Here is a 22,914-nt window from a genome sequence, read left to right as displayed (position 1 = left end):
ACCATGCCGAAGGCTATTGCCCTGGTAGATGTGAACAACTTCTACGCCTCCTGCGAACGCCTGTTCCGGCCAGACCTGAAGGGGCGACCTATCGTAGTGCTCTCCAACAATGACGGGTGCATTGTGGCCCGCTCGGCAGAGGCGAAAGCACTGGGGATCAAGATGGGGGTTCCCTACTTCCAGATCCGCCAGTTCTTTGAAGCCATGGGAGGCGTCTGGTTCTCCAGCAACTACGCCCTCTATGGCGATATGTCGCAACGTGTCATGACGACCCTGGAAGGCATGGCGCCGGCGGTAGAGGTTTACAGCATCGATGAGGCCTTTATCGAGCTCAGCGAATCATGGGCAGGTGACCTGGCAGTATACGGTCGCCAGATCCGTGAACGGGTGCAGCAGTGGACAGGCCTCACGGTAGGAGTCGGGATTGGGCCGACAAAAACCCTGGCAAAGCTGGCGAACTACGCCGCCAAGAAGTGGCCAGCCACCGGCGGTGTGGTTGACCTGCGCGATGAGGCAAGACGAGCCAGGCTGATGGCTATTACTCCGGTTGAAGAAGTGTGGGGAATTGGCCGCCGGCTGACCGCCAAACTGGAATCACAGGGGATCCGGACCGTGGCAGAGCTTGTCTCAGCAGATACCAAGAGCCTGCGGCGGAGATATGGGGTCGTCGTCGAGCGAACTGTCCAGGAGCTGCGGGGGATCCCATGCGCCGAATTGGAAGAGATGGCCAAGGCCAAGCAACAGATCATCTGCAGCCGGAGCTTTGGCGATCGCATCACCCAGATCGGCGCCATGCACCAGGCCCTTGCAGGCTACATGGAACGGGCCGCCGAGAAGCTTAGATCTGAAGGGATGCGCTGTCGTCACGTCACCTTGTTTATCCGCACCAGTCCATTCAATGACAAAGAACCATACTACGGCAACCAGATTAGCACCCGGGTGGCCATCCCAACCAGCGACACCAGGGCGCTGCTTGCCCTGATTGGACCGCTCCTATCCAACATCTGGCGAGATGGACACCGCTACCAGAAAGGTGGCGTCATGCTGGCCGACTTCACCCCGGACAGCATCCAACAGGGCGACCTGTTCGCCAGCGAGCAACAAGTGCCACGCAGCAATGCACTGATGCAGGTGATCGACAAGATCAATCAGGAAGGAATCGGGAGGGTCTACTTTGGCACAAGGGGACGGGATACCAGCGAATGGATGATGAAGCGGGAGCAGCTCAGCCCGAGATATACAACGTCATTAGCAGAGCTATTGGTCGTGAAATGATAACGGGAACAGCAAAATGCTCTTCCCTTGTAAGAGGAGTCCACGTTTTGCACACATCTGAACGGATGTTCCTTTGTCTCCTATAAGAGACAAGGGCAAACCAGATCATGAGAGCCAAGGCGACACACACAATAAGAGTCACGCATGCATCCTGCCAATTAAATACACACAATAGAATGATAAGGTATCCGCCTAACCAGCTCGGTCAGCTCGATCAGCTCTGAACCGACTCGCATTTTTGCTCTGGTAATTCGTTCTCCGGCATCAGCATTGGACTTGGGTGTATGCAGATCACCTTGATAAAAATCCGGCGACGCGCCATTCGCCCAGGTTCCGGCTTGCAACGCCGAGTCTCGGCCATTTTTTCCACGCAGCGCAATGACCTCAGATAGAGGACCACCTTACCCGCATCGCTGGCCGGTATCCCAAGCAGATATGACACATCGTAAAGGTCAAAGAACTCACCATGTTTGAAAGCCCACCTTGCAACCTTCAAAGCGGGCCACTTCCATTTGCTGTCCATTGAGTCCCTCCATAGCCAATAGTCTTCAATTTAGCTGGTGTGTAGCCACTTTTCACACACGGAGAACCTCGATTTAAAAGTATGTCCGCAGCAGTCATGTTGGTGACTAGTTAGTACAGAATTTGTCCATTATTGGGAAATAATCTATTCAACTTGAGTTTGCTATTAAAAAAGAATGATTTTCGCAAGCAAAAAAAGTTATTTAAATTTTTCATCTTCGATCAGAAGACTTGCATTTGGCGCAGCGGAAGAATGAAAAACCACTCGTTGTAAGTGATCACCAACACAGAGCGTAAGGCTCACAATTTACCCACAGCCTAAAGGTTATCCACAGATTGCAATAGGAACACAAGCACCTTATCTTGTGTCTACTGACAAAAATACCACTACATGCAGTGTTGCAAGCATAAGCACTAAGAGGCTGCATGATGATTTCAATCTAACTCGGCCTTGCTAGGACGCACTGGACGAAAAATGTGCAAAAAGATTCAGGTATGGGCAAGAATGTGCTGATGGGCTTGGCGTAGCTAGCTGTTTACTGGTAGCGTCTGGCAATGGATTCTGCAGGGTCACAAATCGAAACAAGCGATTGATAATCATGCCTTGTCCCTGATGACAAATGATCGGAAAATTCAGGAATTGGCCACAAGGCCACCAACAACACCAAACAGCTAGAGAGGTGAAAATGCTTTCACTTAAACGACTTTATCAACCGCCGAATAGGGAAACACTATATGGCAAAACTGAAGCGCCGCAATCCCGCGGCAAAGCGCAGCTTCCGCTGCAAACAAAAGGCCCATCAACATGATGCTGACAGGCCTAAGAGCATGACTGGGAAGTTGTTGTTAGTAGCAACCACAACCCTGTTACCGATACTACCTCACATCAAGAACGGTTCCGAGGCCATCTTAGCAGTGAGAGATTTGTATCTAGCTTTTTTTGGTTAACTATAGTGGGGGCTTTGCCCCCACTACTTTTTAAGATTTCTTAACGGTAAAACTATCTACAGTTGACGCCACAGTCAAACCATTTTGTTTGATTTAGCGAACACCAGCTAGTGACGGTTTGCAGTAAAAAAATGACTTTTACTTTCAAATCATGACTATGCACAACATCCGTTACTAGTAACGCCGACCCATAGTTTTTTCAGTACCATCTCGATTTTCATACCTTAAGCGGCAGTAACTCGCTTGTAGAAGGCTTCCACCTCGCTCTCCTGCACATGGCACCATGCCAGCACCGCCTGATAGAGCGGGTACCACTGCTGCTCCCACTCGCCGCGACTGAGAGTGCCCAGCAGCGGCTCGATGGCGCGGTGCACTTGGGTGCCGGGGATAGGGCGCAGCCCGGTAGCGATACTTCCATTAGTGAAGGGGTTGAGACTGGTCTCGCAAGAGAAAAGACATGCCATCAACAGGGAAGTAAGTCACTCAGCCCGCTGTCAAGGTGGTCAACCAGCCCAACGCCTGTGCAGCCAGCCCCCCTCCACCGGCACCTTCCAAAATCGATCGCACGCAGCTAGACAAAGCCCCGATCACCGACCAGTTCGGCGCGGGTGAGCTAGACAGCGCCTGCAGAGCTGCATGATTGGCCCGCAGATCAGCCAGCGCCGTTTGCTGTAACTTCCCTTCCGCGATCACCTGCACCAGCAAGGGCAGTAGAGCCTCCAGGGCCTCTACCTTCTGTTCGCTGGTGACTGTACCACCTAAAACGGTGTCCGGGATGGTTAGACCACTACAAAAGTACAGGGACTCCTTTCGAATCTGACCATCTACTGTGATGGCAATCCCGGCCCAAGCGGTTGTGGCGTCGTAGTCTATGAAAGAGGGAAAATTATAGCTCAGTGGTATGGCGGCTATCTGCTTCACGGCACGAATAATATCGGTGAGCTGATGGCGCTCAATTTTGCCCTAAGTCTGGCGCAGACATATCTCACCGTGCATCCAACCACCGACCAGCTCCGTATCTTGACAGATTCAACCTATACACGAGACTGTGCGACAAAATGGGCGCCGGGATGGAAGAAAAGAGGATGGAAACTGAAAAGTGGTAAGCAAGTGGCTAATAGATTGTTGGTCGAAGAAGTATATTCAGCATTCGAACGCATAAAAAAGCCTCAATTGAGTGCGCTTTTTTTGGCCATGCAGGAATTGAGGGTAATGAGATAGCGGACAAACTAGCAAGCTTGGCGATCACTACCAACGAAGTGGAGTTCGCCAGACTCAATGATGACCTGTAACCATCTCACGTCACGACAGTGTCTAAAGAAGCCGGTGCGATTCAGTGAAAACAATCCAACTCATTGAAATTTAATAATTAAAGTGTCAATTCTTGGCATGAGGCGTTCTTTCTTTGAACCCTCAATTAGCACACAATTATAACACCGTGTAAAAATCTTTATTTTTTCACTGTTCCCACTTTTTTCAAACAGGCTCTAAAATTTTTCTGGCGGATATGAAATGTGATGGATGTCACATTCCGCTATGTATCAATTGAGGATAACGGTGCTGCCGAAATAGGCAATACCGCAACGGAAAAGGAGCAAACCTATGTCCTGGTTTAGTGATTTTGTAGAAGCTACGGTTGCCACCACGGTAGTGATTGTCTCTCTGCCTGTGCTGGGCCCTGTGGGTGCCATCTCCTCAGCCGGGATAGCGGTTGCGGTTGCGGTGGGTGCTGGCACCGCAACCGACAAGTACATGGATGAGAAGGGATAGTTACGAGCTAGCATACATCGTCTGAGCGACCGTCACTGGCACTCAGGCGTTGTTAGCGGCGGACATGAGCTTGATATGTGAAAGGGAAAGAGCATGTTTACCAAGATGATGTGCAATGGATATTGCCTGTAGTGCCTTCACTGCTCCCGATACGCCTTCGTCAGCGAACCAACTCTCAACCTTGTGAGTCTGCCCAATACTGTGACGCTGAGCTCCAATACTCTGTTCGTCCGTGCTTACTCTGAGATACCCAATCACCGCCACGATATGCCTCTTTGCTTGGCTCATTATCTATGGATCTAAACGTAGTTATGGCTCATAGAAAAAAACCAGTTTTGAGCCATAGGTTTTGAGGGACTGGTTGAATGGCTCAAAATGTACACTTTATGAGCTGCACTGAATTGCCAGGCAGCAAAAAGGGGCGCCGGATTTACCGTAACCCCCCTTATGTGCGGTGACAGGGTTAGCCTTCTTTTGGCTGGGAGCCTATTAGGATGTCCCAATAATAAGATGGTTTATTGCTCGGGTATAGGGGCCTCTTCAACGAGTTTTAACTCCATACTTGTGAGGGAATACACCACACCTCGACCTTCAATGGCTTTCTGCTGAGCCTTTTCAGCAGCATCTTTGAAGTCTGTTGCCAAAATTCTTTCCTGAATATCCCACTTGAACTCACCCGCGCTACCCGCAATGCCGACTTGCCATTCCGAAGCTGCCTGTTTCAAATAAATCAAACCCATAGGAACTCTGCTCCCATTATCCATGCCATGGAGGGACTGCGACCGCCTCTCCTTTTCAACGAAATATCTTTGTCTTAATACACTTTCACGCCAGAGCCTTTGACCGCAGCCTTTGCCAGACGGCCAAGTTGTGACCTGGGGTGGTCATATACCCCAAGCCAGTTCGGAATATTGGCCCCTTGCGAGGTAAAGTGCTCGACGTGAACAACGGTGATGGTGCCATCCGTATAGGCGACCTGATTCACTCGCTTCCACTTTCCAGGCCGGACTTTCTGGAACAGCTTGTTGGCGGCCTCCACGTAATTGTGGGAGAACTCACTCAAAGACTTTTTAGACTTGATCTCAGAGCCAAGTCCAAACATGACGATAAGCCGTGTTTCACTGGGCAGATCACGCAGAAACCCGGCAGAGCAGTTTGACGCAACTTCGTCTCCAAACTCGGCCCCCATAAACTTGTCCAGCATTCCTCCACCCGACCCCTTCCATATGTTCTTTGAACGGTCATATTGCTCAACGGTGCAACGGATGAGTGAGGCGAAGTGGAACCGGCCGCCTTTATCGGAGATCAACCTATCCACCTCTTTTTTAATCCGTTCCGGCGACTCCAAGGTGGGAATCAGCCCAATGTGCGCGAGGATCTTGCCGACTTGCAGACGCGCTTTCTTGTAGGCGATGGCATCGTGTGGTTCGGAGGCTAATGCCCCTGCCTGCGTCGGACCTTTGGAGAAGCCTAGAACGACAACCTCCGGAGTGGTCGTGCCCCAAGAGAGCGGATTGTGTGTGATCCGCCAATCCCCTTCGGTTCGCTTCGAGACATCGAACGCCAGTTGTTTGGTCTCAAAGCAGCGAGTGCAATCAACGCGACCATGACAAGGTAAACAACCCATAAATCCCCACATTTACTGGTGATAATTTCATACTTCCGTAAAGCCACATCCAAGTGGTTATGAATGTTTGTGGCCCACTGTGATAATCTCGTTCATGTTGCCTTCGATGGAATAAATATCATGGTCCAGCAGGTGAACGATTAATTTGGCATAGGCTCTCATGTTCTGACGCACATCGTGGTTACGTGGCATTTCAGCCTTAACCGTGCCGCCCTTTTGCTGGATTTCAATACCAAAGTCTTCCAGTGCCATTAACATCGCCATGGAAATACCGCGTTGCTGTGACCGTTTTTCGCTGTGCTTTGTGAAGTTTTTCATCTTCGCCTCCTTGCAGGAAAATTAATAAACCACACTGTCAGCTGTAGGCAGATTCGTCGATGAGACAAAGCCTGTTCGACCAGCCAACCACGTTCTGGCGTCTGCCACAGTGACGAGTACCTTTGTCCCATCTTTGTAAAAACTCAGTCCCTCATCTTCCACATATTGGGCATTTCGCACTGACCGCATGTTGGTCATCCCAGCAAGTAACGCCAACTCCAGCAGGGTAAGGTCTTTCATGGCGACTTGTGGGAACCACGCGCATTGGAGCGTGACCGCATCACCGAATGGGCTATTTAATGCAGTCTCAAAATTCGAATTGAAATCGAGTTTGATACGGGCACAGAATTTGATGATGACCTTGATGATCGCCTGCCCGACAGTTTCGCCCTGATAGGCGTTGTAGCCATTGATTGCAGAAAGGAGTGTTGCCGCATCGCTAAAAAAAGCATCGGGATCACTTGGTATAGCATCGTCACTGTAGATACCTTGCTCGGCATACTTCCACACATAGGCTAATTGAGGCCAAAGACGACATCTCTCCAGCCTGGAATCACGGTCAGTATCACTGTCAATAGCAGAGCCATGCGCCAGATAGTGAAGTTCATCGAAGACGTCCTGCACCTCAGCAATAGATGCTCTTAGCTCGCCCAGGGTCACTGGAGTCAACACACACTTGGGGAAAAGTTCAACACCATACTTATACATTTCATCGCGTCCAATATGTACTGAATAAGTACATATATTGTGAATCAACAAGATGTACTCGTCAATTACACATGGAGTTTTTTTCATAATTTTTTGCTATTGCTGCATGCCTAAGACTTCCTCTTGGCATGGCGGTGAGCAAAGGGGCGATACGGTACCTACGCAAGGCACTACTATGACCCCCAATACTCTGCAATGGACAAAAGTGCGTCACTGCGCCTGCCAACCAACTTTGCCTAATGCCCATTATGTTGAATTGGCGATGATCCTCATTGCCTTACAAAGGAAACCTTGGTGGGTCATCAATGGCTGCACTGAGGGCTCCTGTGTAAGAGAGGGCTAGCCCAGATGTTCTTTTGAATACGGAGGATGCATGGTAAGGATATGAGCCCAAAACATGAGTAGGAGCGGAGCTATTGCGTTGGCATGGGGGAAGCAGTCGTCCTGAGTGAGGCACCGAAAGTGGCCTTAGATGAAGGACAAAGACGGGGAGAGGAACAATTTCCCCACAGAACTTGAGGGCCAGAAATACACAAGGGCCTAGCCGAAGCTAAGCCCTTGTTGAATTTGATCGGTGTGAGAGGATTCGAACCTCTGATCCCTTCATCCCGAACGAGATTGCCACGATGGCTTTGGGACTTTCATTCAATGTTACAAAATCAGTCATCCTTATAAACCTCGCCATTTTCATCCCAGTTGGGTGGATGCACAAAAGTGACTGTCGATTTCACCTGCATGCTCCCGTAGTTAACGCCCGAATTTTCTCTCTGCCCCCCATCGCCGTACTTCTTGGGAGCCAGCTTTGCGGCCAGCCACTTACGAGCATCGATCTGCAGGCGGGCACGAGCAATCACATCATGGTTCACTTTTACGTTCCCGTTGGCGTCGAGGAAGGTGTCATTGCTGCCGTCATCGGCAATCTGGAGGATCTCATCGGCCAGTTTGTCGGCCAGATCCTCGCGCGCGCACGCGTACTGGTCCCTAAATTCTACGTAGCGTTCATCAGCCAACCAGCGCATCACCATGGATTTGGACGGCATACCCGGACGAGCCAACACTGCGCGTAGACTCACCCCATCAGCAATGGCGCTACATATGGCCTCCCCCAACTCGTTTGTGTATGCGCTCCGACGGCCTCTTGTTACCGTCTTGGGATTCGACGTATTGGTTTCCACTGTGGAAACCTGAGGAGTGACAACTGGGATCATAACTTGAGTTGTTGAATCCACGTGTTCAGCTCTACTGATAGGATCCGTAGGCATACCTGAAGATGAGACAGCGTTAACAGGTGTTGTGACTCTTGACCATTTGTGCGTCTTGGCCCGCTTGTTAATGGCGGTATGTGAAATGCCGTGCTCTATCGCTATCTGGCGCACACTCTGGCGGCCAGCACAGTACGCGAGTTCGATACCGTGCCAGTCAGGGAAATCTGTTATATGCATAGGGGAATAGGTCATAGGCGACCAGTATTCACTATGGGGTAGACCGGTTCCAGCCCTACAGGGGGAGGACGATCATCGTTGCCAGGATGTGCGGAAATAAATCAGCCTGCCCTCCTTAGCTGGAACAGTGGATTACGCATCCGGCACGAGGCTCCTCAGCGCAAGGCATTGCAGCCAGCAGCAGGAAATCGGTGTGTAAATACCCCCTGCGCTGCACTTAGGCACATGATGTCCATCAGTCAAAACCACATCACCTTCCCAAGTTATTTATAATTCATATTTAATTTCAATTACTTAACCACCCCACCCCCCTCTGTGTACCTTACCCTTGGCCGACGCCACCGCTACCTGAACCACCCGTTCTACCTCCTCAGCACTGATGTTTGAAATCACCCCTTCCTGGAATCGACAGTATGCAGTCCCCGTATTACCGCTCCGGTTCAGACGCACACTCAGTTCTAAGAGCCCCTGGCGAGGAGAGTTCTCGTCATACACCTCGTCCCGGTACAAGCCAATCCAAATGTCGCAGTCTTGCTCGATCTGGCCAGTGTCACGGCTGTCGCTCGGCATGGGCCGCTTGTTGTCCCGCGATTCAAGACCACGATTGAGCTGAGTCAGCAGCACTACCGGGCAACCCATCTCCTTGGCCAGTTCCTTGAGTCCCTTAGTGATCGCCCCATACGCCAAGTCATTGCGTTCAGCCTTATCCGCCTTCATCAAGGTCAGATAGTCCACCGCAATCAATCCCAGTTGACCCAACTTACGGCGCAGACGACGACACTCCCTAACAATCTGGGACAGGCTCATACCCGACTGGTCGGCAAGGTGCAGCTTGGAGTAGCCCAACTCGGCCGCTGCAGCATAGGCCTTGTCGATCGATTGCAGGTCTTTCGCATGACTCAGATCCTGCCGATTTATTCCGACCGCCTGGGCGATCATCACCTCGAACAGCTCAACACTGGTCATTTCCAGACTGAAACCAACAACCGGCAGCTTTTTCACCAAAGCAGTGTGGTTGCACAAGCTGGCCATCACCGTCGACTTACCCATTTTGGGGCGCGCCCCAATGCACACCAGCGCGGTCTTGCTGATCCCAGAGGGGTAGAGCAGCTTGTCGAGATTGTCGATCCCTGTCGCGTAACCGATCATCTCGTTAGGATCGAGGTTAGAGCGGCGATCCATCTCGTCACACCACTGGCGCACTATATCTGAGGCTGGCGAGGCTAGGGCCGACACACCATCAGAGCGCTTGCTGTCGATTTCCCCCAGCAGGCCATCCATGGTGGCGAACCTCTCTTCGGTCGAGCTGAATCCAGGATCCATCATCGCCCCAATACAATCCTGCAGCTTGGCCACAGCAAAGCGACGATCTGCATTCTGGCGCACGATGGCACCATAGGTAGTGATGTTGGCCGCGCTCGGCGTGTTTTTGATGACTTCTATCAAGTAGGCCAAACCGCCAGCCTCCTCAATCAGCCCATTCTCATCCAAACGGTGGCTGACCGTATTGAGGTCAACAGGTTGGCGCGTAGCCACCAACTGTGAGATGGCGTCAAAAATGATCTGGTGCGGCCGGCTGTAAAAATCCCGCTCAGACAAAGAGAGCTCGTGAAGAGCTTCGGCGCGGATCATCAGCCCACCCAGCGTCGATTGCTCAGCTTCAAAGTTGTGCGGGGGGACCAATCCTAGAATGCTACTCGTCATCGAACCGCCCCTCCTTTACGCCCAATATGCAGCGCTCGGTGACCAGAAAATCCAGATTCTTCCGTTTCCAGCTCGACTCGCCATCCCGCCGTGGTCGACTCTCACACATCCAGCGGCAGTTCTCGGCGATATATTCCAAGTACTTACGCCAGCGTTCTTCGGTAAACTTGAACTTGTGCCAGAAGTTGCGAATTTTGGTCTTGCGTGCGTCGGTAAGCTCCCGTATTGCAGCCATCTCAGGCAGTACCTCGTGGTAGATATCCACGATGGCTTTAAAAGGTGTGTGTTTGGTCTGCTTGACCTGTTGTTGTTCGACGGCGGTGGCGTCAGCGCCAGCTGATGCCCCATCAGTATTTTTCTTTTTTGTCTTTTTAGTAGTGTCTTTTGTGTGTCCGGGTTTCTCTGACAAGACTGTCATGGTTTCCGTGACACCATTTGTCATGGTTTCTCTGACAATGTCAGACTTCCTATGACACTCGGTAACTTCCCACTCACTCAGGCAATTGTTGGGACCGATTTTGCCCACCTCACGCACCAAAACCTTCATACGTAACAACGTGTTTTTGGCAAGACTGACCGCCTGGCGCGACATCCCTGTGCGCCGGGCAATCTGGCTGTCGGAAATGCGATCCACCTTCTTGTTAAACCCGAAGGTGCAGCGGGTAATGGCATGTATCACCTTCTGCTCATTCTTGGTTAAATCAGCCAAAATGATGGCGTCATAGAGCTCATTGGCAATCCTGGTAAAACCGTCAGCCAGTTGAGCCACACGGACAGCCGGTGTTTGAACTTGCGCGTGCTTGTCCGGAAACATATAAATATCAGCCATATTACACACCGTGTTTATCAACCAGTGCACGTACACGCAGCTCGATTTCTTTGTGAGTCAGCGCCTTCTCACGTTCAAGCAACAATGCCTTTTCCCTCGAGTACAAAACCCAGCGCTCTTGAGGTGTAACGTCCTTGGCATCCGGCCTTACTACATCACCCATGTCTCACCTCCAATCACAGCAAGGAAACCATCAGCAGAAAGCAGGTAGTGCTTCTCCATTGTGAAGGGCATGTAGAGCAGCAAAATGAATCTCTTGAATGGGGAGGCCATTACGTAATCTCCCCTTCGCTCAATTTGGCAATGAATGCCTCAACAGCGGCAAGGTCGTAACGAATAGCCCGCGGTCCGATATGGACAGCCTTGGGAAAATTCGGATTATTTTTACGCCAGCGGTAGATGGTAGCCCGCGAGATTTCCAGTTTTTTACGCAAGCTTGCTTCGGAAATCAGCATCGTATTAGGTTGATTCATAAGATTGCTCCTTGGTTTTTTTTCATTCGAGAGCAGTCTGAAGGAATGTCAACATGTGCGGCCAGCCCTACAGGGGTAATAACTCTTTTGGGGCTTGTTTGGGGCTTGCTTTGGGCTTTTTGGAGACAGCTGTGTCAATTCAACTACGAAGAGTTTTATCTCGCCAATCTACAATCAGCCGACATCATCAACTAGCTAGATAAGTAGTTGGGTGATGAACATCTAACGAATGATCTGCGAGATCTCACCGACCTTCGCTAGGTCTACTGGTGGGGGGATTCAGAGGATGTGATATACAGCATCGTGCAGATGGATGGCGTTCTATGGGGTTTGGGCGGCGCTTTGGGTCAGCAATTTGGAAGGCTGACCCAATAGTGCAGATATTTTCGACCGTATGTCTGCACATGAAGTGAGCGTGAGGCGGTGATTCATTTGAGGGTCCCCTGATGATTACTTACATATTACTGGATTCGGCACAGAAGCACTGGAAACAGCTTGAGGTGCGCTACGGGCTTGGCAGAGAGCAATGTGACGTTCGAGGATGGGGTTCAAGAGTAGGATGAGCCAGACAGAAATGCCGCCTGACCCTAAACACCAGATTGGTCAACGACAGCTTTCCAAACTGCGACGTATACGAACATTCGCCGCGAAGCTACCCATCATTTACTCCCCAAGGTTTGCAGAGACACCAGGATCCATTTCAGTCTGCAGCAAGCGTCGTTCCCATAATTCCAAGGCATGACGCTTTTCTGGAAGATATTCATAACGATCATAGTGTTTGCTGGATACGTCATTCCGGGCGTGATTCTGGAGGCGGTCGCGCAGATCTTTGGCAATACCAAGCTCACCCATCAGGGTTTTACAGGTACGCCGGAAGTCACGGGGGATAAAATGCTCCATCTGGGTTCGTTTTCTGTAACGGTCGATAGCTTGGCTCAGTGATGCCATCGGCATAGGCTTATCCGACTGCAGGGCGTGAGGAAAGATAAAAGGGCTATCACCAGCTAGCTCTTGTTGGAACCGAAGGACAAGCAAGGCGCTATCAGTGAGTGGAACAATGTGGATACGCTTATTTTTTGAAATGTCGGCGGTAATGGTCAGAGTTTTGGCTTGCCAATCAATATTGGCCCAACGGGATTCAGCCAGTTCATTGGGCCTCTGACCTCCGGTGAAGAAACACAACCGGATCAGGTTGCGTAGGGTCGGGCCAAGGCTCGTTGGCTGCTCCATATCATCGAGTAGTTGACGGGTTTCGCTCCATGATAGGAATCGTTCTCCGACGCGCTCCGCAGCTTTCTGTTTGGGTATCGCGTCCACTGGGTTCATCACAAGGCCAAACTTAGCATCATCTATGAAGTTGGCAGGATCGTTGTCGTGCTTGAGGCCGTAATTGAAGGCTGCCATCAGGTAACTACGTACCCGGTTTGACTGGGTGCTTGCTCCCCGGCGTATCATGTGGGCCAAAATGATCTTGATATCATGAGCGGTCACATCCTTTGCTTTGGTCGTCTTGCTCAGATGCGGGTATGTCTCTTTTTCCAACGCCAACATCACAGCCGCATGGGTACGTTTACCGTCTTTCTTCATCTGTTGGGTATAGCTTTGGAATAACTGCCCTATGGTGCCTTGTTGCTCATGCTCTCGCTTGGCCTGCTCACGCTCTTTTGATTGTCGTTCTTGCTCATCTTTGGGGTCTAAACCATCTCGGATTGTCTGGCTCAAGGCCCGGGCTTTGTTGCGGGCATCGGCAAGGCACAGCGTGGGAAAACTGCCAAGTTGGATGAAGGCCCGCTTTCCTTCGCGCATGTAGCGGAAGACAAACATCTTGCCACCACTTGGAAGAACTTTGACCCCTAGCCCACCAGCCCCACGAGTACGGGTATCATCCATCCTGTAATAGGCATTGGTTTTCGCTGGTAGTGCAGCGATATCATTGGGCGTTAATGGCATAGTCGACAGGTCTCGCTAAAAGCACCCATGCTCAAATCATGGTGCTTTAATGGGTGCTTTTAAGATGAAGCTATCTGATATTTTACGAGATCTTATGAGACAAGCAAGTTTGCTATATGTATGTGTTTACTATGATTTTTGTATGCTTTCTGAAACGCAATGAGACATTGTGAGAATGTAAATTCTACGACTCATAATCGATTGGTCGTGGGTTCAAGTCCCCCAGGGGCCACCAAATTGAAAAAGGCCGCTCATGATGAGTGGCCTTTTTGCATCTGCGGATCGAGCAATGTCCCGTGATAAGCTCGAGGAGGCCATAGAAAAGACCCGCCATGGGCGGGTCTGGGCAGGGTCTGGATCAGGCGCCTCACTAAGAAACAAGTAGCCTAATGCTGAGCCTCAGGTTTGCTCGTTGCTGCCGCTCTGGATGGATGAGCGACTCCCGATGGCAGGCAGCATCCGGGTAACCAGATTGCTGCGCTGGCGCCAGGAGGTGAAGACGATGGCCAGCAGATGCAGACCAATCAGTCCCTGCAGCGCCACCACGCACCACTCATGCCACTCGTCAGCCCCCAGTTCAAATCCCGTCTCGGTATTCTGAAACCAGCCGCTGCCTGCTGTCGCCAGCACGACCAGCCAGAGCGCCCACACAGCCAGCTTGCCGCTGCCGTGATGACCCGGTGCCGGAGGCTGCCGCTCACGCATCTCGCGCGCTTGCTGGCGAAAATCCTCACCGCTGGGGATTAAGGCACTAAGGCGAGCGTAGCCACGGGCGAAAGTGAGCCCCCAGAGCAGACGCAAGGAGACCAGCCCAATGGCGCCGTAACCCAGCCACTCGTGCCACTCCTCCCCCGCTTCGTTAACCCAGAGGTTGCCGATACAGATCGCCGCCACACCCCAATGGGTCAGGCGAACCACAGCATCCCAGCGAAAGGGATCACCCTTTTTGCTTGGCATACTTGTGATACTCCTTCTTCAGGTCGTTGACCTTGGCCAGGTGCTCGCGCGCCTTGGCTTCGTCACCGGCCTTGAGCGCAGCCAGGCTGGCATCCAGCTCGGTCTGTACCTCATTCATGCCTTCGAGGAACTTCTCCTTCTTGGCGGCAGGCATGTTCTTCTGCTTGGCCACATCCAGCTGGGCCTTCATCTCGTTGATGTGCTTCTCCATGGTAGCCGGATCATCAGCCTTGACCGCCTGCTTGTAGTTGAAGCCAATCTTCTTCATCGGCTGTTCCAGATCGCCAGCCATGGCAGGCAACGCGATCAGACCGAACATCAGAGGCAGCAGCAGGGGGCGAACAGTTTTCAACATGGGATTTCCTTATATAACAACATGCTCAAATTATTAGGGTCACCTATGAATCCAAACAGGAATTCATCACCAGCATAATGCCATGACTCATGGTGAAGCGTTTGTGAAAAATGATGTTTTTTGTGGCAAATGGTGACAAGAGTGCCTCGCTTGTTAACCACAGCAACATGAATGCATCGACAATCAGGCACTTTTCGGCATAAAAAACCCCGCCATTGGCGGGGCTTGTCACTGCGGGTATCGGCTATCAGCCTGCCTGCTGTTCACGCTCGATGGCGCGCCAGCCGATGTCATTGCGATAGAAGACACCGTCCCACTGGATACGGGCAGCCAGCTGATAGGCACGCTGCTGCGCTTCAGCCACTGTATGGCCCAGCGCAGTCGCGCACAGCACGCGGCCACCGGCGGTCACTACGGTATCGCCCTCAAGGCGGGTACCCGCGTGGAATACCTTCTCGCCGCTCGCCTCTTCCACCGGCAGACCGCTAATGGCCTTGCCCTGCTGGTAGTCGCCGGGATAACCGCCAGCAGCCAGCACCACACCAATGGCTACGCGGGGGTCATAATTCGCTTCCACCTGATCCAGCTTGCCGGCACAGGCGGCCAGACAGAGCTCCACAAGATCGGAGCGCATCCGCAGCATGATGGGCTGGGTCTCGGGATCACCAAAGCGGCAGTTGAACTCGATCACCTTGGGATTGCCTGCACCGTCGATCATCAGGCCAGCGTAGAGGAAACCGGTGTAGACGTTGCCCTCAGCCGCCATACCGCGCACGGTCGGCATAATCACCTGCTCCATCACCTTGCGGTGCACTTCATCAGTCACCACAGGCGCCGGCGAATAGGCGCCCATCCCGCCAGTATTGAGGCCGGTATCGCCATCCCCCACCCGCTTGTGATCCTGACTGGTGGCCATCGGCAGCACATGCTCGCCATCGACCATGACGATGAAGCTCGCCTCTTCCCCTTCCAGAAACTCCTCGATCACCACCCGGGCACCGGCGTCGCCAAAGGCATTGCCGGAGAGCATATCGCGCACGGCCTCTTCGGCCTCGGTCAGGGTCATCGCCACGATAACCCCCTTACCTGCGGCCAGACCATCGGCCTTGATGACGATGGGCGCTCCCTTCTCGCGCAGATAGGCCAGCGCGGGCTCCACCTCGGTGAAGTTCTGGTACTCGGCAGTCGGGATGGCGTGACGGGCCAGGAAATCCTTGGCAAAGGCCTTGGAGCCCTCCAGCTGAGCAGAAGCCGCGGTCGGACCGAAGATGGCCAGCCCCTCGGCACGGAAGGCATCGACCACCCCTTTCACCAGCGGCGCTTCCGGGCCAACGATGGTCAGACCGATGCGCTGCTCCTTGGCAAACGCCAGCAGAGCTGGAATATCGGTAGCTGCGATAGCCACGTTCTCGATACTCCCTTCGTGCGCGGTGCCAGCATTGCCGGGGGCGACGAAGACCCGGGTCACCAGAGGGGATTGCTTGGCCTTCCAGGCCAGGGCGTGTTCGCGGCCACCATTGCCAATGATCAGTACTTTCATCGTATCGCTCGCTTCTATGTGGGTCACAGGCTTCCGCCAGAGGGAAGCCGGTCGCAATAGTCAGTGGAAAAGAGACAACAAAAGGGCCGCCCATGGCGGCCCTGATCCATCAGTGACGGAAGTGGCGCATGTTGGTGAAGACCATGCACATACCGTGTTCGTTGGCGGCGTCGATCACCTCCTGATCGCGCATCGAGCCACCCGGCTGGATCACGCAAGAGATACCGGCCTGCGCGGCAGCATCAATACCGTCGCGGAACGGGAAGAAGGCATCGGAGGCCATCACGGAGCCCGCCACGGTCAACCCTTCATCAGCCGCCTTGATACCGGCGATTTTAGCGGAGTAGACGCGGCTCATCTGGCCGGCGCCGACACCGATGGTCTGGCCATCTTTGGCGTAGACAATGGCGTTGGATTTGACGAACTTGGCAACTTTCCAGCAGAACAACAAATCTTGCAGCTCGGCCTCAGTCGGCTGGCGCTTGCTGACCACGGTCAGGTCACCCAGCGTCACCATGCCGAGGTCCCGCTCCTGCACCAGCAAACCGCCGTTGACGCGCTTGAGGTCAAACCCTTGCGCCGGGGCCGTCCACTGACCGCATTCGAGCAGACGCACGTTCTGCTTGGCGGCGACCGCGTCGCGGGCCTCCTGGCTGACGGTTGGGGCAATGATCACCTCAACAAACTGACGCTCGACGATGGCCTTGGCGGTGGCGCCATCCAGCTCACGGTTGAAGGCTATGATGCCGCCGAAAGCAGAGGTGGGGTCGGTCTGGTAAGCGCGATCGTAGGCACTCAGCAGGTCGTTACCGATGGCCACGCCACACGGGTTGGCATGCTTGACGATAACGCAGGCCGGCTCGTCGAACTCCTTCACGCACTCCAGCGCCGCGTCAGTGTCGGCGATGTTGTTGTAGGAGAGCGCCTTGCCCTGCAACTGGGTCGCGCTGGAGACAGAACCCGGCGCGGCATGCTCTTCGGCGTAGAAAGCGGCAGCCTGATGGCTGTTTTCGCCGTAGCGCATGTCCTGCTTCTTGATGAACTGGCTGTTGAAGGTGCGCGGGAAGCGGGACTCCTCATCACCCTCCTTGTTGTCGCCATAAGAGGGCACCATGGTGCCGAAGTAGTTAGCGATCATACCGTCGTAGGCAGCGGTGTGCTCGAAGGCTTTGATCGCCAGATCGAAACGAGTCGCCAGTTTCAGACTGTTGCCGTTGGCATCCATTTCGCGAATAACCCGATCATAGTCGGCAGCTTTGACGACGATAGCGACATCTTTATGGTTTTTGGCGGCAGAACGCACCATGGTCGGGCCGCCGATGTCGATGTTCTCGACCGCATCGGCCAGGGTGCAGCCCGCTTTGGCCACGGTGGCAGCAAAGGGGTAGAGGTTGACGACAACCATGTCGATGGGGGAGATAGCGTGCTGGGCCATGATGGCGTCATCCTGATCCCGACGACCGAGGATGCCGCCATGAACCTTGGGATGCAGGGTCTTGACCCGGCCATCCATCATTTCAGGGAAACCCGTGTAGTCGGAGACCTCGGTCACCGGCAGACCCGCCTCGCCAAGCAGCTTGGCGGTACCGCCCGTGGAGAGCAGGGCAACACCACGCTCGTTGAGTGCCTTGGCAAATTCCAGAATGCCAGTTTTGTCAGACACACTCAGCAGTGCACGGCGAATGGGTCGAGCTTGTTCCATCACACTATCGTCCTCAACATAACGGGGACCGTTCCATGGGAGGCGAGGCTCAACACAGAGAGTCCCCAAATAAATGGAAGTGGGGGATTTCGCAAACCACTCTCGCCCCGACATCCGGCAAAAGCGTTTTAGGAAATGCCCGCTTGGTGCGGCGCTCTGTTATGGGCGCGTATTCTACACAAAAAATGTGACATGTGGTGGATTTTTTGAAACAGCAAAGCCTTATTTGGCGCGGCGTCAAACGTTTTCCACTTGATTTTCTCGAAACGTTTGCACTTTCAGTGTTTTATGGGAAAAAAGGGTCGCCAGGAGATGTTTATCTGCCCCTTTTATGCCCTTGGCTGGCAATCCATGGGCAAAGGGGTGATAGTGGATTCCGGTTTTTGTGGCGGCATACATTCAAGGGGAGATAGAGCATGTATCGGATCGGTGAACTGGCCAAGGCGTGCGGGGTCAAGGCAGATACCCTGCGTTTTTACGAGAAGAACGGGCTTATCTCACCGGGGATCCGCAACGAATCCGGCTACCGCCTCTACAGTGAACAGGACAGGCGGCGGCTGGAGTTCATCATTCGCGCCAAGTCGGTGGGATTCTCGCTGGCCGATATCGGCGAGCTGCTCGACCTCGATACCAACAAGGCCAAAGTCACCTGTCAGGAGGTGAAAGCAGTGGCCGACACCAAGCTGGCCCAGGTGGAGCAGAAGATCATCGAACTGACCCGCTTTCGCGACAATCTGCGCGAGCTCTCCAATATCTGCTGCGGCGGCCCCCGCTCGGCGGAGCACTGCGCCATCCTCGAGACGCTGGAATCTGGTGCACCGGCCCATCACGAGCATCACAACCACGACCAGCATGACCCGGTTCACGGCTGACATGGTATGCCTGACTGAGCGTGCCTAGCTCAGTGTGACTGACTCGGCGCCGCCGACGCATTGCTCCGGCGGCGATTTGGTGACAAAATCGCCGCGTTTTTAACCGGTGCCAGTGCATCCGGTTGCCGGGCGCTCATCTGAACAGGCGCCCGCAGCGAAAACCGCCATCCAGACACAAGCATCAACACACCAAGAGAAAAGAAGAGGAGCCATCATGGCCAAAATTCGGGTCGACCAACCCGCCCTCCCCCGTGAGGAGAATGCGCAAGGGGGCCACTATGCCCATCAGCGCGGTGAGATAAAGGATAACCATCTGCATGCCCTGCTCTCCGATCCCCTGTTTCGCAGCCGGGTCGAGCGCAACAAGAAGGGCAAGGGGAGTTACCAGCGCAAGGCCAAATTTGGCAAGCGGTGGGAGCCCGGCCAACAACAGATGATCAGCGTCTGCTGCTGAGCGGGTTTCTACCGACCATAAACGATCAGGGCGCCATTGGCGCCCTGATCGTTTTGACAGAAGAAGCGATTTGGCAACGCCAACTCACAGCCTCAACAGGCCGCTCACTCATCCATAAACAGTTCGAGCAATACGTTCAGATAGCGATGGCCGAGAGAAGTGAGCTGCCAGCTATCCCCCAAATCCTCGATCAGCTCCTTGCTCTGGGCGATGGCGAGCACCGTCTCTACCCTTTCCAGCGGCAAGCCGGTATAGGCCTCGAACTCCGCCTTGGGGGCCGGTTCAAACAGGCGGAAGCGGTTCATAAAGTATTCGAGCGGCAGATCGTCTGCCGTCACCTGCCACTGCTCGTCCAGATAGGGGCGACTCTTGTCCAGATACCCTTTCGGATGCTTCACCTTGGCGGTGCGCAGGATCTGTTGGTTCGCGAGATCGGTCACCTTGCCGTGGGCGCCACAGCCAATCCCCAGATAGTCACCAAAGCGCCAGTAGTTGAGGTTGTGATGGCACTGATAGCCCTCTTTGGCGTAAGCCGAGATTTCGTACTGGCGATAACCGCTGGCGGTGAGCATGGCGTGGCCCTGCTCATAGATATCCCACAGGGTGTCATCTTCCGGCAGTTTGGGCGGTTTGGAGGCAAATGCCGTGTTCGGCTCTATGGTGAGCTGATACCAGGAGAGGTGCGGCGGGGCGCAGTCGATAGCCTGCTGCAGGTCATAAAGGGCGTCATCCAGACTCTGATCCGGCAGACCATGCATCAGATCCAGATTGAAGGTAGGCAACTTGATGGCATGGGCCAGTGCGGCGGCCTTGCGGGCCTCTTCCGGGCCGTGAATGCGGCCGAGGCGGGTCAGCTTCTCCTGCTGGAAGCTCTGCACGCCGATGGAGATGCGGTTGATGCCGGCGCGCTGGAAACCGGCAAACTTGTCCGCCTCCACCGTGCCCGGATTGGCCTCCATGGTGATCTCGCAATCTGCGGCGAGCGGAATACGGGCCCGCACCCCGTCCAGCAAGGCTTGCATCGCCTCCACCGTCAACAGGCTGGGGGTGCCGCCACCGATAAAGATCGAGGAGAGCGGCCGCCCCTGTGCCCACTTCAGATCCTGATCCAGATCCTCCAGCAGGGCGGCGACATATTCGAGGTGAGGCAACTCCCCCTTCTGGGCATGGGAGTTGAAGTCACAGTAAGGGCACTTCTGGACGCACCAGGGCACATGAATATAGAGAGAGAGCGGCGGCAGTTGCAGCATGGGGCTTCCAATAAAACGGGGGCTCAAGGCCCCCATTGTAGATGATTATGTGTGATTGGCCGTGTGTAACCGACAAGGTGGCGAAGTGACTCAGTGCGCAGCAGCCAGCGCCGCTTTGAGCTTGGCCAGCGCCTGACCACGATGGCTCAGCTGGTTTTTCAGTTCGGCGGGCATCTGGGCGGCGGTGCAGTCGTGATCCGGCACGAAGAAGACCGGGTCATAGCCAAAACCGTGCTGACCGCGCGGCTCGTCGATGATCATCCCTTCCCAGCTCGCCTGACAGATGACGGGGGTGGGATCGTCGGCGTGACGCATATAGACCAGCACACACCAGAAGCGGGCGCTCTTCAGGTACTCGGGGGCACCTTGCAGCTCGCCGAGCAGCTTCTCTATGTTGGCCTTGTCACCAGCCCCCACACCGGCAAAGCGGGCGGAGTAGACGCCGGGGCGCCCTTGCAGCAGATCAACTTCCAGACCGGAATCATCGGCCACGGCGGGCAGACCGGTAATGCGGGCGGCGTGGCGGGCCTTGATGATGGCATTCTCGACGAAGGTGGTGCCGGTCTCATCGGCATCGGAGACCGCAAACTCGCTCTGTGGGATCACCTGGATCTTCATATCGGCCAGCATGGCGGCCAATTCCTTCACCTTTTTCTGGTTACCTGTTGCCAGGACAAGCTTGTTCATCGAGCACCTCCGCAAAAATAATCTGCGCATTCTATGCGGCGCAAGCGTTTAGTAAAAGCGTCAATTACACCCGCTGTGATGGGGTTGCGGGGGATTTGCCGCCATCGAATAACCAGCTTTTTAATACATGTTTCCATAATGGAATAACCAAAGTGATTAAATACCATTTCTATTCATTACTGTGAGTCAGTAGACTCGCGCCCCAATTCATTAACCTGGCTGACTAAAGAGGTGACAGATGCCATTGATACTTTTGCTCGTACTACTGGTGCTGTTCAGTCCGCTGGCTATCGACATCTACCTGCCCGCCATTCCGCAGATGGCCGAGCAGCTGGGCGCCGAAGTAACCCTGATGCAGGGCACCATCACCTGGTTCCTGTTCAGCATGGGGCTGGGGCAACTGCTTGTTGGCCCGCTGGCCGATCGCTACGGTCGCAAGCCCATCGCTCTGGGCGGCGTGCTGCTCTATGGCCTGAGCGCGCTGGGGGCCGGTTTTGCCGCCAGCCTCGGCGAATTGATGCTGGCCCGGGTGCTGCAGGGCTTCGGCGCCTGCGCTACCTCGGTCGCCGCCTTCTCGGTGGTACGTGACAGCTACGGCCCGAAAAAGAGCGGCCAGATGATCTCCTACCTCAATGGGGCCATCTGCTTTATTCCTGCGCTGGCCCCCCTGCTCGGTGGCTGGCTCACCGCCAAGGCGGGCTGGTCTGCAAACTTCTGGTTTATGGCCGGTTATGCGCTCATCGTCGGCAGCTGGCTGATGTGGCGGATGCCGGAGACCCGTCCGGAAGAGACTCGCAGCGAAGGGGCCCTCATCAGCTGGTCTCGCTACAGCCCGGTGCTGCGCTCCCCCAGCTTCCTGTTCAATGCGGCGCTGTGCATGCTGGCGATGGCTGTGATCCTCGCTTATGTCACCGCCGCACCGGTGCAGCTGATGGTGAAGCTGGGGCTGGACATGAGCGGCTTTAGCTACTGGTTTACCGCCAACGCCGCGCTCAACATCCTGGCTTGCTTTATGGCGCCGCGCTTTATCGCCAAGGTGGGGCCAAGACGCACCCTGCGCATCGGCCTGCTGGTGTTGATGCTCTCGGCCATCACCCTGACTTTGGCCATGCACATCGAACATCCGCTGGCGATGATGGGGCCGGTATTCCTCTCCAGCATCGGCTTTGCCATGATTCTGGGCTCGGCCGCCGGGATGGCGCTGGCACCGTTCGGCCACTGCGCCGGTACCGCCGCCGCCCTGCTCGGCCTGTTCCAGATGAGCGGCTCCGGCGCCCTGGTTGGTCTGACCGGCGCCCTGATGCACGACCCGCTCAGCCAGCTGGCACTGCATATGTGGCTGCTGCTGCCGCCCTTGGTGATGCTGATGACCCGCCGCGGTCGCCGCTTGTGTTTGCAATAAATCCTGTGCTCTGATGGGCACACTCAGGGGGCCATCGGCCCCCTTCTCGTTTGTATCGTCTTTACAGCATATGGCCATCCGGCAGATTTCCTGCGATGGCAACCCTACTCACTCGATGTCAGCGGAGAA

General features: G+C 54.3%; 27 protein-coding genes. 7 read left to right on the top strand and 20 right to left on the bottom strand.

The genetic code is table 11. From position 1 onward, the window contains the following. The first annotated feature begins 3 nt into the window (after positions 1–3). On the top strand, positions 4–1,275 hold the full coding sequence (gene umuC, locus I6L35_RS09655; protein ID WP_216980137.1) for a translesion error-prone DNA polymerase V subunit UmuC: 1,272 nt from the start codon (positions 4–6) through the stop codon (positions 1,273–1,275). A 214-nt stretch (positions 1,276–1,489) separates the two neighbouring features. Here the strand turns inward: umuC and I6L35_RS09650 are convergent, their stop codons facing one another. Further along, a complete protein-coding gene (locus I6L35_RS09650) occupies positions 1,490–1,798 on the bottom strand; it encodes a hypothetical protein (protein ID WP_254204555.1) in 309 nt (102 codons plus the stop codon). A 734-nt stretch (positions 1,799–2,532) separates the two neighbouring features. On the opposite strand from I6L35_RS09650, the gene I6L35_RS09645 reads away from it, so the two are divergent. Further along, on the top strand, positions 2,533–2,745 hold the full coding sequence (locus I6L35_RS09645) for a hypothetical protein (RefSeq protein ID WP_216980136.1): 213 nt from the start codon (positions 2,533–2,535) through the stop codon (positions 2,743–2,745). A 224-nt stretch (positions 2,746–2,969) separates the two neighbouring features. Here I6L35_RS09645 and I6L35_RS09640 read toward each other — a convergent pair whose 3' ends face one another. Further along, positions 2,970–3,209, bottom strand: coding sequence for a hypothetical protein (locus I6L35_RS09640; protein ID WP_254204554.1), 240 nt, complete (start codon positions 3,207–3,209; stop codon positions 2,970–2,972). A 19-nt stretch (positions 3,210–3,228) separates the two neighbouring features. Next, positions 3,229–3,666 carry a hypothetical protein gene (locus I6L35_RS09635; RefSeq protein ID WP_216980135.1) on the bottom strand — a complete coding sequence of 146 codons (438 nt, stop codon included), beginning with the start codon at positions 3,664–3,666 and terminating at the stop codon, positions 3,229–3,231. Between I6L35_RS09635 and I6L35_RS21295 the strand changes: the two genes are divergently transcribed. Together I6L35_RS21295 and I6L35_RS09625 are read left to right on the top strand one after the other, a co-directional pair. After that, complete coding sequence (locus tag I6L35_RS21295) at positions 3,562–3,966, top strand: ribonuclease HI (protein WP_216980265.1); 405 nt, start codon at positions 3,562–3,564, stop codon at positions 3,964–3,966. The two genes, I6L35_RS09635 and I6L35_RS21295, sit on opposite strands and share 105 nt — an antisense overlap. Positions 3,967–4,347: 381 nt before the next feature. Then, complete coding sequence (locus I6L35_RS09625) at positions 4,348–4,515, top strand: hypothetical protein (RefSeq protein ID WP_216980134.1); 168 nt, start codon at positions 4,348–4,350, stop codon at positions 4,513–4,515. 42 nt (positions 4,516–4,557) lie between these two features. On the opposite strand, the gene I6L35_RS21110 is transcribed toward I6L35_RS09625, so the two are convergent. The 15 genes from I6L35_RS21110 to purH all read right to left on the bottom strand — a co-directional run bounded on the left by I6L35_RS21110 (position 4,558) and on the right by purH (position 18,120). Then, positions 4,558–4,803 (bottom strand): recombinase family protein, encoded by a 246-nt coding sequence (locus tag I6L35_RS21110; RefSeq protein WP_254204553.1) that lies wholly within the window; start codon positions 4,801–4,803, stop codon positions 4,558–4,560. 227 nt (positions 4,804–5,030) lie between these two features. Then, positions 5,031–5,255, bottom strand: a complete 225-nt coding sequence (locus I6L35_RS09615) for a hypothetical protein (protein WP_144715273.1) — start codon at positions 5,253–5,255, stop codon at positions 5,031–5,033. A gap of 74 nt (positions 5,256–5,329) precedes the next feature. After that, complete coding sequence (locus I6L35_RS09610; protein ID WP_216980133.1) at positions 5,330–6,142, bottom strand: hypothetical protein; 813 nt, start codon at positions 6,140–6,142, stop codon at positions 5,330–5,332. A 57-nt stretch (positions 6,143–6,199) separates the two neighbouring features. Next, positions 6,200–6,460, bottom strand: coding sequence for a hypothetical protein (locus tag I6L35_RS09605; protein WP_144715269.1), 261 nt, complete (start codon positions 6,458–6,460; stop codon positions 6,200–6,202). A gap of 21 nt (positions 6,461–6,481) precedes the next feature. Beyond that, positions 6,482–7,255 carry a hypothetical protein gene (locus I6L35_RS09600; RefSeq protein WP_216980132.1) on the bottom strand — a complete coding sequence of 258 codons (774 nt, stop codon included), beginning with the start codon at positions 7,253–7,255 and terminating at the stop codon, positions 6,482–6,484. A 572-nt stretch (positions 7,256–7,827) separates the two neighbouring features. Then, positions 7,828–8,625: a hypothetical protein gene (locus tag I6L35_RS21105; RefSeq protein WP_254204552.1), complete on the bottom strand. Its 798-nt coding sequence runs from the start codon at positions 8,623–8,625 to the stop codon at positions 7,828–7,830. A 279-nt stretch (positions 8,626–8,904) separates the two neighbouring features. Next, positions 8,905–10,314: a DnaB-like helicase C-terminal domain-containing protein gene (locus I6L35_RS09590; protein ID WP_216980131.1), complete on the bottom strand. Its 1,410-nt coding sequence runs from the start codon at positions 10,312–10,314 to the stop codon at positions 8,905–8,907. Then, positions 10,304–11,143, bottom strand: a complete 840-nt coding sequence (locus I6L35_RS09585) for a replication protein (RefSeq protein WP_216980130.1) — start codon at positions 11,141–11,143, stop codon at positions 10,304–10,306. The genes I6L35_RS09590 and I6L35_RS09585 overlap by 11 nt, the downstream gene beginning before the upstream one ends. Before the next feature lies 1 nt (position 11,144). After that, positions 11,145–11,306, bottom strand: a complete 162-nt coding sequence (locus I6L35_RS09580) for a hypothetical protein (protein WP_216980129.1) — start codon at positions 11,304–11,306, stop codon at positions 11,145–11,147. A 109-nt stretch (positions 11,307–11,415) separates the two neighbouring features. Next, positions 11,416–11,616: an AlpA family transcriptional regulator gene (locus tag I6L35_RS09575; protein WP_100646754.1), complete on the bottom strand. Its 201-nt coding sequence runs from the start codon at positions 11,614–11,616 to the stop codon at positions 11,416–11,418. Positions 11,617–12,279: 663 nt separating this feature from the next. Beyond that, positions 12,280–13,566, bottom strand: coding sequence for a site-specific integrase (locus I6L35_RS09570; RefSeq protein ID WP_216980128.1), 1,287 nt, complete (start codon positions 13,564–13,566; stop codon positions 12,280–12,282). A gap of 399 nt (positions 13,567–13,965) precedes the next feature. Beyond that, a complete protein-coding gene (locus I6L35_RS09565) occupies positions 13,966–14,523 on the bottom strand; it encodes a cytochrome b/b6 domain-containing protein (protein ID WP_216980127.1) in 558 nt (185 codons plus the stop codon). Beyond that, the gene (locus I6L35_RS09560; protein ID WP_216980126.1) at positions 14,504–14,878 is read right to left on the bottom strand and encodes a cytochrome b562; all 375 of its coding nucleotides are present in this window, start codon (positions 14,876–14,878) and stop codon (positions 14,504–14,506) included. Before I6L35_RS09560 ends, I6L35_RS09565 begins: the two co-directional genes overlap by 20 nt. 247 nt (positions 14,879–15,125) lie before the next feature. Next, the gene (purD, locus tag I6L35_RS09555) at positions 15,126–16,418 is read right to left on the bottom strand and encodes a phosphoribosylamine--glycine ligase (protein WP_216980125.1); all 1,293 of its coding nucleotides are present in this window, start codon (positions 16,416–16,418) and stop codon (positions 15,126–15,128) included. Between the two features lie 109 nt (positions 16,419–16,527). Further along, the gene (gene purH / locus I6L35_RS09550) at positions 16,528–18,120 is read right to left on the bottom strand and encodes a bifunctional phosphoribosylaminoimidazolecarboxamide formyltransferase/IMP cyclohydrolase (protein WP_216980124.1); all 1,593 of its coding nucleotides are present in this window, start codon (positions 18,118–18,120) and stop codon (positions 16,528–16,530) included. A gap of 416 nt (positions 18,121–18,536) precedes the next feature. Here purH and zntR point away from each other — a divergent pair, with 416 nt between their 5' ends. Together zntR and I6L35_RS09540 are read left to right on the top strand one after the other, a co-directional pair. After that, positions 18,537–18,992, top strand: a complete 456-nt coding sequence (gene zntR / locus I6L35_RS09545; RefSeq protein ID WP_216980123.1) for a Zn(2+)-responsive transcriptional regulator — start codon at positions 18,537–18,539, stop codon at positions 18,990–18,992. Positions 18,993–19,206: 214 nt separating this feature from the next. Beyond that, positions 19,207–19,446 (top strand): alternative ribosome-rescue factor A, encoded by a 240-nt coding sequence (locus I6L35_RS09540; RefSeq protein ID WP_254204551.1) that lies wholly within the window; start codon positions 19,207–19,209, stop codon positions 19,444–19,446. A 104-nt stretch (positions 19,447–19,550) separates the two neighbouring features. On the opposite strand, the gene hemW is transcribed toward I6L35_RS09540, so the two are convergent. Both hemW and rdgB read right to left on the bottom strand, forming a co-directional pair. Then, entirely contained in the window at positions 19,551–20,696 is a 1,146-nt protein-coding gene (hemW, locus tag I6L35_RS09535) for a radical SAM family heme chaperone HemW (protein ID WP_201990783.1), read from the bottom strand. Between the two features lie 90 nt (positions 20,697–20,786). Further along, on the bottom strand, positions 20,787–21,383 hold the full coding sequence (gene rdgB, locus I6L35_RS09530) for an RdgB/HAM1 family non-canonical purine NTP pyrophosphatase (RefSeq protein ID WP_058059723.1): 597 nt from the start codon (positions 21,381–21,383) through the stop codon (positions 20,787–20,789). A gap of 238 nt (positions 21,384–21,621) precedes the next feature. On the opposite strand from rdgB, the gene I6L35_RS09525 reads away from it, so the two are divergent. Next, on the top strand, positions 21,622–22,785 hold the full coding sequence (locus I6L35_RS09525; protein ID WP_005340537.1) for a multidrug effflux MFS transporter: 1,164 nt from the start codon (positions 21,622–21,624) through the stop codon (positions 22,783–22,785). Positions 22,786–22,914: the final 129 nt, after the last annotated feature.

The organism is Aeromonas sp. FDAARGOS 1405, assembly GCF_019048265.1.
Classification (GTDB): domain Bacteria; phylum Pseudomonadota; class Gammaproteobacteria; order Enterobacterales; family Aeromonadaceae; genus Aeromonas; species Aeromonas veronii_A.
This window is presented reverse-complemented; position numbering and strand designations above follow the sequence as displayed.

What these genes read in the sequence shown, in the direction of transcription:
- I6L35_RS09610 (WP_216980133.1), bottom strand. Translation starts at nt 6,142, where the DNA reads ATGGGTTGTTTACCTTGTCATGGTCGCGTTGATTGCACTCGCTGCTTT.
- I6L35_RS09600 (WP_216980132.1), bottom strand. Translation starts at nt 7,255, where the DNA reads ATGAAAAAAACTCCATGTGTAATTGACGAGTACATCTTGTTGATTCAC.
- I6L35_RS09640 (WP_254204554.1), bottom strand. Translation starts at nt 3,209, where the DNA reads ATGGCATGTCTTTTCTCTTGCGAGACCAGTCTCAACCCCTTCACTAAT.
- I6L35_RS09625 (WP_216980134.1), top strand. Translation starts at nt 4,348, where the DNA reads ATGTCCTGGTTTAGTGATTTTGTAGAAGCTACGGTTGCCACCACGGTA.
- I6L35_RS09540 (WP_254204551.1), top strand. Translation starts at nt 19,207, where the DNA reads ATGGCCAAAATTCGGGTCGACCAACCCGCCCTCCCCCGTGAGGAGAAT.
- I6L35_RS09615 (WP_144715273.1), bottom strand. Translation starts at nt 5,255, where the DNA reads ATGGGTTTGATTTATTTGAAACAGGCAGCTTCGGAATGGCAAGTCGGC.
- I6L35_RS09590 (WP_216980131.1), bottom strand. Translation starts at nt 10,314, where the DNA reads ATGACGAGTAGCATTCTAGGATTGGTCCCCCCGCACAACTTTGAAGCT.
- I6L35_RS21105 (WP_254204552.1), bottom strand. Translation starts at nt 8,625, where the DNA reads ATGACCTATTCCCCTATGCATATAACAGATTTCCCTGACTGGCACGGT.
- zntR (WP_216980123.1), top strand. Translation starts at nt 18,537, where the DNA reads ATGTATCGGATCGGTGAACTGGCCAAGGCGTGCGGGGTCAAGGCAGAT.
- I6L35_RS09560 (WP_216980126.1), bottom strand. Translation starts at nt 14,878, where the DNA reads ATGTTGAAAACTGTTCGCCCCCTGCTGCTGCCTCTGATGTTCGGTCTG.
- purD (WP_216980125.1), bottom strand. Translation starts at nt 16,418, where the DNA reads ATGAAAGTACTGATCATTGGCAATGGTGGCCGCGAACACGCCCTGGCC.
- I6L35_RS09645 (WP_216980136.1), top strand. Translation starts at nt 2,533, where the DNA reads ATGGCAAAACTGAAGCGCCGCAATCCCGCGGCAAAGCGCAGCTTCCGC.
- I6L35_RS09585 (WP_216980130.1), bottom strand. Translation starts at nt 11,143, where the DNA reads ATGGCTGATATTTATATGTTTCCGGACAAGCACGCGCAAGTTCAAACA.
- I6L35_RS09580 (WP_216980129.1), bottom strand. Translation starts at nt 11,306, where the DNA reads ATGGGTGATGTAGTAAGGCCGGATGCCAAGGACGTTACACCTCAAGAG.
- hemW (WP_201990783.1), bottom strand. Translation starts at nt 20,696, where the DNA reads ATGCTGCAACTGCCGCCGCTCTCTCTCTATATTCATGTGCCCTGGTGC.
- I6L35_RS21110 (WP_254204553.1), bottom strand. Translation starts at nt 4,803, where the DNA reads ATGAGCCAAGCAAAGAGGCATATCGTGGCGGTGATTGGGTATCTCAGA.
- purH (WP_216980124.1), bottom strand. Translation starts at nt 18,120, where the DNA reads ATGGAACAAGCTCGACCCATTCGCCGTGCACTGCTGAGTGTGTCTGAC.
- I6L35_RS09570 (WP_216980128.1), bottom strand. Translation starts at nt 13,566, where the DNA reads ATGCCATTAACGCCCAATGATATCGCTGCACTACCAGCGAAAACCAAT.
- I6L35_RS09605 (WP_144715269.1), bottom strand. Translation starts at nt 6,460, where the DNA reads ATGAAAAACTTCACAAAGCACAGCGAAAAACGGTCACAGCAACGCGGT.
- I6L35_RS09650 (WP_254204555.1), bottom strand. Translation starts at nt 1,798, where the DNA reads ATGGACAGCAAATGGAAGTGGCCCGCTTTGAAGGTTGCAAGGTGGGCT.
- rdgB (WP_058059723.1), bottom strand. Translation starts at nt 21,383, where the DNA reads ATGAACAAGCTTGTCCTGGCAACAGGTAACCAGAAAAAGGTGAAGGAA.
- I6L35_RS09565 (WP_216980127.1), bottom strand. Translation starts at nt 14,523, where the DNA reads ATGCCAAGCAAAAAGGGTGATCCCTTTCGCTGGGATGCTGTGGTTCGC.
- I6L35_RS09575 (WP_100646754.1), bottom strand. Translation starts at nt 11,616, where the DNA reads ATGAATCAACCTAATACGATGCTGATTTCCGAAGCAAGCTTGCGTAAA.
- I6L35_RS09525 (WP_005340537.1), top strand. Translation starts at nt 21,622, where the DNA reads ATGCCATTGATACTTTTGCTCGTACTACTGGTGCTGTTCAGTCCGCTG.
- umuC (WP_216980137.1), top strand. Translation starts at nt 4, where the DNA reads ATGCCGAAGGCTATTGCCCTGGTAGATGTGAACAACTTCTACGCCTCC.